10 protein-coding genes are annotated in these 13,408 nt (G+C 40.5%); 4 read left to right on the forward strand and 6 right to left on the reverse strand.

Going from position 1 to position 13,408, the window contains the following annotated elements; genetic code table 11:
* Positions 1 to 106: 106 nt before the first annotated feature.
* Positions 107 to 991 carry a tRNA pseudouridine(55) synthase TruB gene (gene truB / locus ACFFRD_RS27080; protein ID WP_392478628.1) on the reverse strand — a complete coding sequence of 295 codons (885 nt, stop codon included), beginning with the start codon at positions 989 to 991 and terminating at the stop codon, positions 107 to 109.
* 269 nt (positions 992 to 1,260) lie between these two features.
* Between truB and ACFFRD_RS27085 the strand changes: the two genes are divergently transcribed.
* Positions 1,261 to 1,773 carry a hypothetical protein gene (locus tag ACFFRD_RS27085; RefSeq protein ID WP_392478630.1) on the forward strand — a complete coding sequence of 171 codons (513 nt, stop codon included), beginning with the start codon at positions 1,261 to 1,263 and terminating at the stop codon, positions 1,771 to 1,773.
* Between the two features lie 70 nt (positions 1,774 to 1,843).
* Here the strand turns inward: ACFFRD_RS27085 and ACFFRD_RS27090 are convergent, their stop codons facing one another.
* The 3 genes from ACFFRD_RS27090 to ACFFRD_RS27100 form a co-directional block, all read right to left on the reverse strand.
* Entirely contained in the window at positions 1,844 to 3,598 is a 1,755-nt protein-coding gene (locus ACFFRD_RS27090; protein ID WP_392478632.1) for an ATP-binding protein, read from the reverse strand.
* A gap of 276 nt (positions 3,599 to 3,874) precedes the next feature.
* On the reverse strand, positions 3,875 to 4,348 hold the full coding sequence (locus ACFFRD_RS27095) for a response regulator (RefSeq protein WP_392478633.1): 474 nt from the start codon (positions 4,346 to 4,348) through the stop codon (positions 3,875 to 3,877).
* Positions 4,349 to 4,400: 52 nt separating this feature from the next.
* Positions 4,401 to 6,779 (reverse strand): ATP-binding protein, encoded by a 2,379-nt coding sequence (locus tag ACFFRD_RS27100; protein WP_392478635.1) that lies wholly within the window; start codon positions 6,777 to 6,779, stop codon positions 4,401 to 4,403.
* A gap of 308 nt (positions 6,780 to 7,087) precedes the next feature.
* Between ACFFRD_RS27100 and ACFFRD_RS27105 the strand changes: the two genes are divergently transcribed.
* On the forward strand, positions 7,088 to 7,330 hold the full coding sequence (locus tag ACFFRD_RS27105) for an AbrB/MazE/SpoVT family DNA-binding domain-containing protein (RefSeq protein ID WP_114083185.1): 243 nt from the start codon (positions 7,088 to 7,090) through the stop codon (positions 7,328 to 7,330).
* A complete protein-coding gene (locus ACFFRD_RS27110; RefSeq protein WP_114083186.1) occupies positions 7,324 to 7,767 on the forward strand; it encodes a type II toxin-antitoxin system PemK/MazF family toxin in 444 nt (147 codons plus the stop codon). The genes ACFFRD_RS27105 and ACFFRD_RS27110 overlap by 7 nt, the downstream gene beginning before the upstream one ends.
* A gap of 111 nt (positions 7,768 to 7,878) precedes the next feature.
* On the opposite strand, the gene ACFFRD_RS27115 is transcribed toward ACFFRD_RS27110, so the two are convergent.
* Both ACFFRD_RS27115 and ACFFRD_RS27120 read right to left on the reverse strand, forming a co-directional pair.
* Positions 7,879 to 9,582 carry an alpha/beta hydrolase gene (locus ACFFRD_RS27115; protein ID WP_392478638.1) on the reverse strand — a complete coding sequence of 568 codons (1,704 nt, stop codon included), beginning with the start codon at positions 9,580 to 9,582 and terminating at the stop codon, positions 7,879 to 7,881.
* 427 nt (positions 9,583 to 10,009) lie between these two features.
* Positions 10,010 to 10,936 (reverse strand): DMT family transporter, encoded by a 927-nt coding sequence (locus ACFFRD_RS27120; RefSeq protein ID WP_392478640.1) that lies wholly within the window; start codon positions 10,934 to 10,936, stop codon positions 10,010 to 10,012.
* 482 nt (positions 10,937 to 11,418) lie between these two features.
* On the opposite strand from ACFFRD_RS27120, the gene ACFFRD_RS27125 reads away from it, so the two are divergent.
* A complete protein-coding gene (locus tag ACFFRD_RS27125) occupies positions 11,419 to 13,317 on the forward strand; it encodes a cytochrome-c peroxidase (RefSeq protein WP_392478641.1) in 1,899 nt (632 codons plus the stop codon).
* The last annotated feature ends 91 nt before the right edge of the window (positions 13,318 to 13,408 follow it).

A 13,408-nucleotide genomic window follows, 5' to 3' on the forward strand; every position in this document is an offset into this window, starting at 1 on the left:
TCCGCTCTATAATCGCCTCAATCTGGTCTAACCTTTCTTGCATAGTAGTTCGTTATATTATTCTTTTTGACAAATGACCAATGACAAATGACCAATAACTAAGATTTTAAGAAATTGGTTCAAAAACCATTTGAGGGATCAACACTTCGTCTTGTAATTGTCCAATACCTAAAAAGCGAGTCTCTTCATCATAAACTCGCACTATTGTAGGGACATCAAAAGTTAGAGAAATTCGCTGACCTTGACACCACTTTTGAGCAGATGTTGCTGGTAAAGTAACAGATGATAGATGTTGTAAGGCTGCATCTGGGCAAACGGGTTGAAATATTCCAGCTTGTAGTTGTGCTTCTAAATCAGTCAATGTAAGACTATCGGTTAAATTGAAACCACTACTTTCGGTGCGAATTAAAGCCGCCAGAGTACCACCAGTTTCTAAGTTTGCACCCAAGTCACGAGCGATCGCTCTAATATATGTACCAGAACCGCAAGCGATCGCCACATCCAATTCAGGAAAATCTCCTTCTCTCCAGTCCAAAATATCTATCCGAAAAACTTCCACTGTTCGCACTGGAACTTCTACTGTTTTCCCTTGGCGTGCTAAATCGTAGAGACGCTTACCATCTACTTGGATTGCACTATAAATAGGTGGTATTTGCTCAATCTTGCCTTCAAATTGTGCTAATGCAGTTTTTACTTCTGCCAAACTTAATCCAGCACAAGGTTGAGAAGTGATGATTTCACCTTGCAAATCATCGGTTGTAGTACGCACACCCAGGCGAATAGTGGCTTTGTAAGCTTTGTTTTCTGGCAGATATTGCAATAATCTTGTGGCTTTACCAAGGGCAATTGGTAAAACCCCTGTGGCGGCTGGATCTAAGGTTCCCGCATGTCCGACACGTTTGAGGCGCAACAATTTTCGCACCCGCGCTACACAGTCGTGGGAAGTCCAGTCAAATGGTTTGTTTAAGTTGAGAAAACCTTGAAATAACACAAAATCAATACTTACAGCTTCTAAACTCTATTAAATACTTATTTAAGGCTCAAAGCATTAATATTTGGTAATTAAAGCTTTCTCAAGCATTAATTTATACACATTAATCACCTTCAAGATATCCTGTAAGCACTTTACCGAAAAATACACACAAAATGCAGATAACGCCGAGTATGTACAGTAAATACCACATTGTCACTTATAAGTGACAACACATAAAATACTTTTACCAAAATAATCATCGATAGGGTTTTATAAACATAAATTAAATGAAAAAAGCAATTTTCACTACTACAATGTTAATTCTTTCTTCTATGTTGATTGCAAGTTGCGGTGATGGCAATAGTACTTCTCAACCAAATAAAGTTAATCAAGCAAATACTGCAACAACTACTCCAGCTAATTCTGAATCTATTTATGCAAATAAAGAAAAGCTAAATAAGATCGAAGTTGGTAAAAAAACTAGTAATCCAACATCAAATGAAAAAACACCTATTCAAAATAACAAAACTAATGAAATTCCTCACAATAACCCGATATTGGGTACTATCAAAGATATGCAGAATGGAGACTTAAAATGCTACGTTAGTGTTGTTGATGAAAAAGGTAAATTATATGAAGGTGTCGGGGCAACATTTGAGGTTTGCGAACCAGAGAAATACGTCAATAAAAAAGTAAAGATGTCTTATGGGCTAGAGAATGTCAGTGATTGCCAAAGTTCTGAGCCTTGCGGTAAAACAATCGAAGAATGGCTGATTACCAACATAGAAATTCAAGAGTAAAAATCACAATATTTGTTTTTAAAATTTTAATTAATACAGATAACCGATAAGTGCTATATACTTCTACAAATCAAGTTGATGATGGGGAAAGTTGATCGATTGGGAATACCTTTGGTAAGCTGACTGTAACTTTAGTTCCTTGCCCTACTTCACTAAATAAGGTGATATTGCCACCATGTAATTCTACACAACCTTTAGCGATCGCCAATCCTAAACCCGTGCCAGGAATTGTATCAACGTTACTTCCACGACAGAAGGATTGAAACAAATTTTCTTGATCTTTAATCGGGATACCAATTCCTCGATCTTGGATGTAAAAAATCACCTCTGATTCTTTGCCGATCAGGTGGAACTCTACAGCACCTCCATCTGGAGAGTACTTAATTGCATTAGACATTAAGTTAATAAAAATTTGCTGCAACAGTCCCCGATCGCCCCAAAAGCCTTGGGTATGCCCAGTAATTTGAAAAATTAATTCGTGGCGATCGCCTGTTGTTTCTCGCTCTTGTTCTATAAGATCAGAAAAAAATTGCAGCAAATCTAGTGGGATTGGCTTAAATTTGGGTTTTTCTAGTTCAAATTGGTTAACCAGAAGCATATTATCCACAAGTTTGGACATATACCTTGTTTTCTGTTCAATAATTCCTAAAAACCTTTGTTGTTTAGACTCATCCAGTTGCTGACTATATTTTGCCAAAGTTGATGCAGCCGCCAGAATTGAAGTTAGCGGCGTTCGATATTCATGAGAAACTGTTGCAATAATTTGGGATTTAAATACATTGAGTTGCTTTTCTTTCGCAAGGGCTGCTTGAGTTTGGGCTAGCAATTCAGCTTGTTGGATAGCGATCGCTAATTGTACCGAAACTTCATTGAGCATTTGGGCATCATCAGTTTGCCAATGTCGTTCTCCAGAATTTTGGTGAGCAATCAACAAACCCCAAAGCTTGGGAGTTGGGTTCCCATTGTTACTCAAATTAATGGGAACTACTAAATTTGCATTAGTATTAAATTCCTCTTTCAAGCTGACACAATTACACAACCCAAGCTCATAAATATAAGGGATTGGGGATTGGGAATTGGACACAAGAGGCAGAGGGGCAGGGTGCAAGGTGCAAGGGGGAGAATGAGTAATTAATTTACCTCTTTCCTTCCTCTGATCCCTGCTCCCTGCTTCCTGCTCCCCTGCTTCTTGCCCAGGCGCGACGCGATCGCACAATGCTACAGTGCGGAATGACTCAACTGATGAGGCAACTATTTTACCGTCAGTATCTGGGGTGAACTGATACACCATCACGCGATCGCACTTTAGAAGTTGCTGTACTTCTGCTACAGCTGTATTCAAAATTTGCTCTAGGTTAAGAGACTGGCGAATTCGTAAAGCAGTTGTAGCAATTAAGCGCTGTCTTTCCTGAGTTTTGCTGAGTTGGGCTTGTAAGTATGATTGCTTGATGGCATTACGGACTGCTAATTGCAGTACATCCTGTGTCAGATTATGCTTCACCAAATAATCCAGCGCACCCCGTTTCATGACTTGCACAGCCACCTCTTCATCGCCCCGCCCTGTCAACATAATCACAGGGACAGAAGTCTTAAATATCTCCTGCTGCATTTGATCGAAGAGTTCTATCCCACTCATATCAGGTAGGCAAAAATCCAGCAGAATGGCATCGCAGCGGATTTTCTGGCACAAAGCAAGTCCTTCTTCTGCACAGTCTGCCTCAAATATCTGGTAGGACTGGTGCGGATCTTTCAACAGATATCGGCGATATATTTTCCGATCTGCTGCACAATCATCAATGATGAGTAGCGTCCTTATGTCCAACATATACAGGTATGAGGATCGGGAATGTAGATCCCTTTTATCCAGATTGGTTTTTATTGCATAATTCTAAAAATAATATAAAATAAGTATAAATAAAATCTAAATTCTTTAGTAATCCTAAAGAAACATCAAATACTCAAAAACAGAAAAATGGGGAAAAGGAATCTAGCAGAGACAAACAGACACAGTGACTCAAAGAAGAAAATGTCTCTGTGCCCTCTGAACCGTCTCCTTTATTATCCTTTTTTCCCTACTGCCTCATCAACAGGCAATAAAAAATTAATCCAAGACTGGCGGCATATTGGCTTCAAGCCAGTAATCCACAAATGCCTGGATCGTCTTTTTTAGTTCCTGAGCATCCATCGGCTTTACCAGATATCCATTTGCGCCCTTTTGGTAGCACAACTCAATATCCTTGGGATTTGATGATGTGGTAAAAACAACGATGGGGATTTCCTTGAAACTCTTGTCTTGCTTGAGCCGATCTAAAATTTCACGGCCATCAATACCTGGCAAATTCAGATCGAGCAAGATCACAGAGGGTCGTAATGCTACTTTAGAGTTGGGTAAGTTTTCGCCTTTGCTATGGGCATCGCTCCCCTGTTGATACAGGAACTCTAAAACCTCATCCCCATTAGTACAACGATGTATGGGGTTCTGAACGGACATGAGCCGCATCAGACGTTGTAGCATCCGAAAATCTTCATTGCTGTCCTCAACAACAAGCAGAGGTTCATGAAGTTTTTTTGTCATTCGTGGTCTTAAAAGAGCTTAACAAAAATACATATTTGGTTATTATCTTAAACTATTCCAGCGTGAAATAGAAAATAGAGCCAACACCTAGTGTAGATTCAACCCAAATTTGGCCGTTATGAAGCTCAACAATCTTCTTAACAATAGCTAATCCTGCACCTGCTCCTCCACCGTACTTTTCCTGAGAGTGCAGCCGCTTGAATAATCTAAAGATAGTTTCTAAGTGATGCTGTGGGATGCCAATACCGTTATCTCGGATATAAAAGATTGGGCATTGGGCATGGGGCATGGGGCATTGGTGAATAATCGCTTCCCCTGCTCCCCCTGCTTCCCCTGCTCCCTGCTCCCCGCTCCCTGCCCCCTGCTCCCTGCTCCCTACTCCCTGCTCCCTACTCCCCGCTCCCTGTCCCTCTTCTTGAGAAAGGTAGCCAATCTCAACCCATTGCTCTGCTTTATCGTTGTATTTGAAGGCATTACTAAGGAGGTTACTGAAGACTTCATTAACTAGAACTCGATCGCACTGAATTGTTGGTAAAGGCCGAGGAATGCGAATATCCACAAGCCCAGAGCCTTGGCGACTAGCATGAAAGACATTAATTACTTGGTTGAGCAATTCGTTGAGATCGGTTGCTTGCTCTCGGAGATGTGCTTGTCCTAACTGCGATAGTCGCAGCAAAGCATTAATCAGAGTTTCCATGCGTACAGATAAGGACACTACTGTTTGCAAGCACTCAATTCCATCATCATCTAATACTTGGGCATAGTCTTCTAGCAGCACCGTCGAGAAGTTATAAATGCCCCGCAAAGGTTCTTTGAGATCGTGAGAAGCGGCGTAGGCAAAGGATGCTAGTTCTTGGTTGCTGCGTTCTAACTCCAGGTTGATTTTAGCTAATTCATCTGCTTTCGAGAGGACAATACCAACGATCGCATTACTCAGAGCGATCGCACTTTCAAGTTCACACCCTTTCCAAGGTAAAGAAGTTAATCTAACCGTTTCTTGCCATTGTTCAAAGGATTTTCGGGGAGACAGGGTGTAGCTACCATCTGTCTGAGCTTGAATGGATTCCTGTGGATTTCCTGCCCAGTGTACTGTTTGGATAACTTCAGGGCGAAACCAAAGAATATAATAACGCCGGACTTTAGAAATTCGCAGCAGCAACAAACCACTGGCAGTATCTTTAAATATGAGTGCTTCTGGATAAAGCTTCGGCAGAGAATCGGTAGAAAAAAGGTTGTCACTAACTTGAGTATCTGCCCATTCAATTAACGCCCGCACCTGATCAATATTTGGTGTGGTTCCCACAAGGTTAATTTCATTATCCAGACAAACCGCCGCTCCAGAGGCACTGACAAAATCCAGCAAGCGGATTTCCGGTTTGATTAAGGCATCGATAAAGTTGTCTGCTTGGGAGATGGACTCAAGGAACTCAGACTGTAGCGATTTGAGTTTTACCTTATAGTCCCATTCCGAAGAACTAATTTTGTGCGCTAACTCTGAAGATACGATTTGTCCCAAAAATTCGCACATCTTGCGTACTTCGTAGGAAATATACTTTGGTGTTTGATGATGGCAAGATATTAATCCCCAAAGTTTCTGCTCTTGAATCAACGAAATCACCAAAAGAGCCTTCACTCCCATATTTTGATGATATTCAGCACAACACCAATCAAAACTCCGTAGCACAGAGTAGCTTAAATCAAGATGCTGATGTGTTGTCGGATTTTGCGTTGGAACTAACTGGACAGGTTCGGCCGTCAAATCGGGAAGAAATCGCAGAAAGCATCGTGTGTATAACTCCCTAGCCTGCGCTGGAATATCCGTAGCGGGATAATGAAGTCCTAAATAAGGTGATAAATCTTCCCGTTTTACTTCTGCAACAACAGAACCCGCTTCCGACTCATCAAATTGATAGACCATTACCCGATCAAAACCGATGATTTTTTGGACTTCTTCAGCCACTAAGTGCAAAAATTCTATCAGGTTTGATGTGCTTTGCATTTTTGCGATCGCTTCACCCGCCAAAGCATGAAAACCTAGAAAACTCACCTCAGATTTTGAGTCAGTCGGTTCTAACTCCAGAATCACAGCCTCTTCTGTACGATGAGCGATCGCATCAAAATCTCGTACCCCATCCGAAGTATTTATTGATACTTTAAAAGTATTGGGACTGCCAATTTTTTTTACCAAGCACTGCTTTACAGCTTCTACTTGTTGAGCTTTTAATAAATAGCTCAATGGTTTACCAAGCAAATCTTTTGGCTCTTTACCTACATAAGCTTGGGTCTTGTTGCTAACTTGCAGTATCTCTAACTGAGTACTGAGTGCTAGTAGTACACCATGAGGTTGAATAGAGCCAGGTATATGAATAGGTTTGCGATCGTGGTTAGTCAGAGCAGTCGCTTGGGTAGTAGTATTTTTAGGCTGGCTCATAAATCAACTTATGTAAAGCTGAATTTTACAATAGCGCAATTAAATGTCATATTTCTTTAAAGTATATGCCGATAAGGATGAATGCGATCGCATATCATCTGTGCTTGTTATGGTTTTTTGAGGTAAGTAGGTAAGGGCAAATAATTAAAAGATCGGGTAGAGTATATTACCGCTTCCATAACGGACTGAAAATACAGATTATGGTATATTCAAAGTAGATACGCATAAGAGTCTAAAGTAGATGTGTCAAGCTCCGAAAGTTTTACGTTTGGGCGTGTAATTCTCTAAGAAAGTATTTAAAGGTAGCTATGACCACAGTTGTTGCTAAGTGGGGAAACAGTCTAGCTATTAGACTTCCGAAAGCTTTGGCTGAACAAGTTAATGTAAAAGAGGGAACAGACATAACTTTCAGCGTTTCAGGCAATAGTATTGTCATCACGCCGCAGCAGCGAAAAAAATATACGCTTGATGAATTATTGGAAGGTATGACTCCAGATAATTTCCATTCTGAAATAGATACCGGATCTGCTATGGGGAATGAAGTTTGGTAATTAAACCATACGTTCCAGATAGAGGCGATATTGTCAAGTTAGACTGTGGAACTACAACGCAAATTACGGCTGATTCTATCCGAAGTGTATTAGCATTAAGAACATCAGGAATGTCATTTGAAGATATTGCTAAAACACTTAGTGCAGAACTAAAACCTCAAGGGCGTGAGCAGATGGGCTATCGTCCTTTTTTAGTTATGTCGCCATTAAAATACAATCAAATGGCTTCCATAGTTTTAATTTGTCCAATTACTAATCAAAAAAAAGGTCTTAACTTTGAAGTTCCGCTTCCTGATGGAATGATAACCAGTGGAGTAGTGTTAGCCGATCAGATCAAATCACTAGACTGGAAAGTTAGAAAAGTTTTGTTTGTAGAGAGAGTTCAAGAGGATCTAATTGAAGAAGTGCAAGCAAGAATTGAACCTCTGATTTTATAAAGGTGCAAATAAACTCTACAGACGTAATAAATTACGTCTGTATAAATCAAACAAAAATCATTACATGCAGCAATGCAACACCAATATCCAACATCCAAAATCCGAAGCTGACTATGGTGTTGGGAACTTTTTTTTTACGGTTTTGGCTCCTTGCATATCCAGTAATTGAGCTAATTCGGTTGTATTCAATGACTTGACAAGACTTAAACCAAGAGACTTAGTAGAAATGCTTTGAGTGTATGCGGCGTTAAGGTAAGGGGTGTATTGTGGTTTTCCTGCAATGTATGTTTGGAAGAAAGATAAACTTAAAACATTCATGTAACGACGCGCTTGCGAAGCATCGCCAATCATATCAGTAGGTAATGCTACTTGTTGATTTGCAGGATTGCCATTACCAATGGTGGAAAAGTGAGTACCACCTACAAGCATGACGAGATACTTTTGGGAATTCGCAAACCAGGAGAAAGGTAAAATTTGCTCAGATAAAGCTGGTGCAACTGTATCATCACTACTGCTGACAATCATCACTGGAGTTTTGATTTGACTTAAGCCAGCTTTGCTGAAAATAGAACTAGTAATGGGATTAACTGCGATCGCAGCTTTTACTCTCTCATCCCGCAGGTTATAATCCTTGCCAGACTTGCTGATGCTCAATTCTAAAGCGCGACACTGGAGCAGTAAAGACATATTCCAGGTTTTTTGCAGTGCTGCTGGTTGACAGTCTTGTTTTAGCTGCTCAAAGTTGATTTTTGCGCCTGCTAAGGCTAAGGCTGTGTAGCCTCCCAAAGATTGACCAAATACTCCGACTTGTTGCAGATTTAAGCGACCTTTAAACCTTGAATCAGATTGATTACCTTTTTCCAATTGATTCAATATATATGTGACATCCAAAGGTCGGTCTTGAAATTCACCTGGTTCTGCTACTTCAATGGCGTGTCCCTTTAGGAGAGAACGTAATTGTTTAGCATCGCTACCAGGATGATTAGGAACGACAACGGCAAATCCATAAGAAGATAGGTGCGTAGCTAAATATTGAAAGTTGCTGCTATCTAAACCCAAGCCGTGAGAAATCACAATTACGGGTGCAGTCTTTTGAACATTGGGAATGTAAACATCAGTTAATAAAAGCCGATTGCGCTTTGAGTCAAAAAACTTTAGGGTGTATTTTTGCGACTTAAACTTGCCAGGAACCTTTAAATCAGGTAATTGCGAGAGATTTGGTTGTGGAGTGGTAGCAGCTTCTATTTTAGACTCTTGGGAAACTGCTGCGATCGCACTATGGGTTTGGCTAACAAGTTTCTCTAATTCCGTAGCTATTTCTAAAGTCTCTGCGACATCAAGACGAATGCTGCTGCTGGGGTATTTACGCAACACATTCAAAAGTGTCAAGCCTCCCGATTCAGCAGAGGCTGAAATTAGCGCCGAACGCAAATTATCAAATCCTGGTTGACTGGTTTTAATGACTTGCGCCAACCGATGCAGCAAAAATTCTCCTTGCGGTGTATAGAGAAGTTGCGAAAGTACTACCGGACTAACCTTCACACGATTAAGTAAAATCCGTCGCAATTCTGGAAGCTGTTGTAGAGGCAAATATTGCTGATACGCTGCCAAATCTTCGTTAATTACACCTGTTTTGGCATAGTTTTCTAAAGTGTTGACTGAAATGGAAAGCTCTAAGGCTGAATAAGATGCATAAATCCGCTCTGCTGCCAAGACAGAATTGCTAATTCCAAACGTTGGCAGCAGTGTTGAAAGAACCAGCAATAGGGAATTTTTTCTGAGGCTGCTGGCCCAATTACCAAACAAACTATTCATCGCTCAACTGTTTCGGTGGTCTGGTTTTATCAGGTGTTGGCTTTGGTAGTTATTCGGACACCCTGCTTGGTTTACTTTAAGTTTTTAGCCTCAATTTTATCAAAACAGAATTTAGGAGTCAGCCGTTATAATTCAGTATGAATTTTGTATGACTTGCGAATGTAGAAAGCTTTATCTGACTCCTGAATTCTGATTTATGAATTCTTCTTCAAGAATTTTTCTCTGGGCTAGAAAGTCAAAAATCAGATCCTACAGTGTCACACAGATGGGTAAAGTATCCATCTTATAATGGGTGACTCCCGTAGTTCGCCTTCACTATCAAATCATAACAAATAAAAAATACTGTGCCTCAGTATTTATGTTGTAGCTTTGAATATTGCACGGATTTTATAGATAAAGAAAACAGTAAAAATCCTGAAAATCCTTACTACGAATCAGCTTTCCCTAATGCGATCGCTACTGAACCTGTAACTACTAAACCTGCTCCCAATATTGCTACGAAACTGAAGTGTTCTGATGGTATCCAATTAGGTGCAATAACTGATACAACTGCAACTGCTATTAATGTCACAACGGGAGCTAAAGCTATTACGGCACTTACTCGTGATGCTTCCCAATGTTCTAATGATTCGGAAAAAGCACCGTAAGCGATTAAAGTATTAAAAGCACAAAAAAGCAACATTCCTAAATGGAAAGGATCGAGTATCAAAAGTGATTTTACTTTGGCTAGAGGAGTGAATAATAAAGCACATCCTCCATAAATAATCAGCATGATGCTGGCAGAAGATAAAGATTGTAATAACTGCTTTTGTGCCAAAGCATAAATCGCCCATGACATTGAGCCTAGCGCTATGAAAACACTACCTAGTAGATATGTGCCATGCGCTGTAATTAGATTCGTTAGTTGTTCACGAAAAAATAAAACATAACCGCAAATCATTACACTGACACCAATCCACTGATACAGCCGATAACGTTCTTTAAAAATCACTAACCCTCCAAAACCTAATAAAAGGGTAGATAATTGAATCAGAACTTCAGCGTTAGCAGGTGATGTTAGTGATAAACCTTGGGTAAAAAAGAAGTAATTAATCCCTAAGAATAGTGTAGCGATCGCTAATAATTTCCAAGAAGCAGAACGCAGTTGTTCTAACTTTGGTAACTTGCCGCGTATTCCTAAATACACAGCTAGTAGTAAAAATGATACCGAAAATCGAAACCAAACGACGGTATAGACATCAAGTACTTGCAGAATTACTGCCAGAGCAATAGGTAAAATTCCCCACAATAAAACCGTTAATAGCGATAATACTAGCCCTAAGCGCCAGCGACCAGAACTTTGATGTAGTGACATTCAAGTATCCTACTCAAAGTAGGGCTGATGAGAAGTTAAAACATATCTAATTTGCATATCTAAATTTTACAATCTTTTATTGATAATCTATCTTAATAGCTTAGTGAAAAAATTAAATGTAGAACGGCTTATCGACCCTACTCAATTTATTTTTAGTGCTAAATCGTGGCGTTTCTTGTTTATAGAAAATTTGTAAATAGCGTAATTACTTTACATGAATATTAAAATTCAGGGTTACACGTAAACGTATAATTTGTTTCAGCTTTAATTTAGTACAAAGCATTATGGGGTTTATACTCATCTTAAGCTTAGTAATTTCTATTACAAGCTTATCCATTTACTGACTACTGACCTCAAAAAGTCGATTTTTACTCAAATCTATGGTGACAAAAATAAAGCGCCAAGAGTGGAGATTTAAATATGGCAAGCTTAACTACCTGAGATCAAAATTTTTAAAGACTATAACAATTGCTGTCATTATTATGGCAGCAATACTAGCTGGAAATACTGTCTCAGCCCAGGTTACGCCATCGCCTCTACCTTCGCTCAAAAGCATATCGGTTCCACAGCCGGACAATCTTGGAGACTTCGTAAAAGACAAAGTAGCCGCCGTAAAGTTAGGAAAAACTCTTTTTTGGGATATGCAGGTTGGGAGCGACGGCGTAACTGCCTGTGCTAGTTGTCACTTCCATGCTGGGGCTGATAATAGATCCAAAAATCAGATTGCTCCTGGACTTTTACGGATTAACCCTGATGGTACGGAGAATCCAGATGCAGTTTTTAATGTTGGTGGACTACCAAACTACCAACTCAAACCAGGAGATTTTCCTTTCCACAGTAACGATGTCAGTTCTTCTCAGGGGATCTTCAATAGTAAGTTTGTTGATGTCACACCTGGTAATGCAGAAGACAAAGTAACAAACGAGCCAGATCCAGTGTTTAACGTGGGAGGCGTTAATGTGCGCCGCGTCGAGCCGCGTAATACTCCAACCGTGATTAATTCAGCATTCAACTTCCGCAACTTTTGGGACGGAAGGGCACAAAACATCTTTAATGGGGTGAATCCTTTCGGTTTAAGAGATCCTAATGCTGCGATCGCCAAAGCAGCAAACCCAAATAAACTAGAATTTGTCAAAGTCAGTCTGAAGAATGCATCTTTGGCATCCCAAGCGGTTGGCCCGCCACTCAGTTCCTTTGAATCGTCTGCTGATGGTCGAACTTTTCAAGAAATTGGTGATAAGTTCGGGCGAATTGACAAAAGATCCCTCAGCGCTGGTAAAGGTAAAAAGCTTCCCCGAAAACTTGCGAAAAAGTTATTACCTCTCAGACCGCTAGGTAAGCAGGTAGTGCATCCTCAAGACAGCGTTTTAGGTGCAGATAGTAGATCGCCCAAACCCGGACTCAAAGATAAAACTTATGGGCAGCTAATTCAAGATGCTTTCAAGCCGGAGTGGTGGAAGTCTAATCAACTCATCCAAGTTGATGCTGAAGGTAGAAGGACTTTTGTCAAGAAGCCCGATCGCTCCTTGGAGACTAATGAGTACACATTAATGGAGTACAACTTCTCGCTATTCTTCGGGCTGGCAGTTCAGTTGTACGAGTCTACACTCATTTCCAATGATACGCCCTTCGATCGCTTCTTAGAAGGAAACACTAATGCCCTAACTTCTGAGCAGCAACAAGGGAAACAACTGTTTGAAGGCAAAGCTTTCTGTATTGCTTGTCACGTTGGATCGGAATTGACAGCTGCTTCAACAAGCAATGTGACTAAAGAAGGACGAATCAAACGTGCGCCCTTCCCGCCAAACTCCCCTGAAGACACTGGCTTCTTCAATATTGGTGTCACACCTGTTACAGAAGACCCTAGTTTAGGTGGTAATGACGCTTTCGGTAATCCGCTTTCAGAAGCACGATTGGCTCAGTTAGGGAAATTCCAGCTTCTTCTTGGCGAAAACCCTCCCATCCTGAATCCACCGTTGAATTCTAGTGAAGCTGTGTTTGCAGCCGGAGGTTTCAAAGCACCTGGACTTCGCAATGTGGAACTTACTGCTCCCTACTTCCACAATGGAGGTCACGCAACCTTAGAGCAAGTGATTGATTTTTACAATCGGGGTGGTGACTTAGGGCTTCTTCCCCCACTGCGTCTTTCACCGGAAGAAAAACAGCAATTGGTCGCCTTTTTAAAAGGTCTGACTGATGAGCGAGTTCGGTATGATAAAGCGCCTTTTGACCATCCGCAACTGTTCGTCCCCAATGGACATCCATCAGGTAGCTCTACAGCCGTTATCAATGACGGTACTGGCAAAGCTACGGATAGTCTATTAGAAATTCCTGCTGTTGGTAAGAATGGTGGTAGTGGTACTCCAAATTTCTTGAGCTAACTAGCCATTTTCTATTACCTTAATCAAAGAAAAATCATAAACCTTTATTTTTAATAGGTTTTGATCAATCTAAGTGTAGGTTGGATTAAGG

The organism is Nostoc sp. C110 (genome assembly GCF_043099725.1).
GTDB classification, from domain to species: Bacteria; Cyanobacteriota; Cyanobacteriia; order Cyanobacteriales; family Nostocaceae; genus Nostoc; species Nostoc muscorum_A.

Coding starts and splice junctions, on each gene's coding strand:
- ACFFRD_RS27120 (WP_392478640.1), bottom strand. CDS start 10,936: ATGTCACTACATCAAAGTTCTGGTCGCTGGCGCTTAGGGCTAGTATTA.
- ACFFRD_RS27085 (WP_392478630.1), top strand. CDS start 1,261: ATGAAAAAAGCAATTTTCACTACTACAATGTTAATTCTTTCTTCTATG.
- ACFFRD_RS27115 (WP_392478638.1), bottom strand. CDS start 9,582: ATGAATAGTTTGTTTGGTAATTGGGCCAGCAGCCTCAGAAAAAATTCC.
- ACFFRD_RS27100 (WP_392478635.1), bottom strand. CDS start 6,779: ATGAGCCAGCCTAAAAATACTACTACCCAAGCGACTGCTCTGACTAAC.
- ACFFRD_RS27090 (WP_392478632.1), bottom strand. CDS start 3,598: ATGTTGGACATAAGGACGCTACTCATCATTGATGATTGTGCAGCAGAT.
- ACFFRD_RS27105 (WP_114083185.1), top strand. CDS start 7,088: ATGACCACAGTTGTTGCTAAGTGGGGAAACAGTCTAGCTATTAGACTT.
- ACFFRD_RS27125 (WP_392478641.1), top strand. CDS start 11,419: ATGGCAGCAATACTAGCTGGAAATACTGTCTCAGCCCAGGTTACGCCA.
- ACFFRD_RS27095 (WP_392478633.1), bottom strand. CDS start 4,348: ATGACAAAAAAACTTCATGAACCTCTGCTTGTTGTTGAGGACAGCAAT.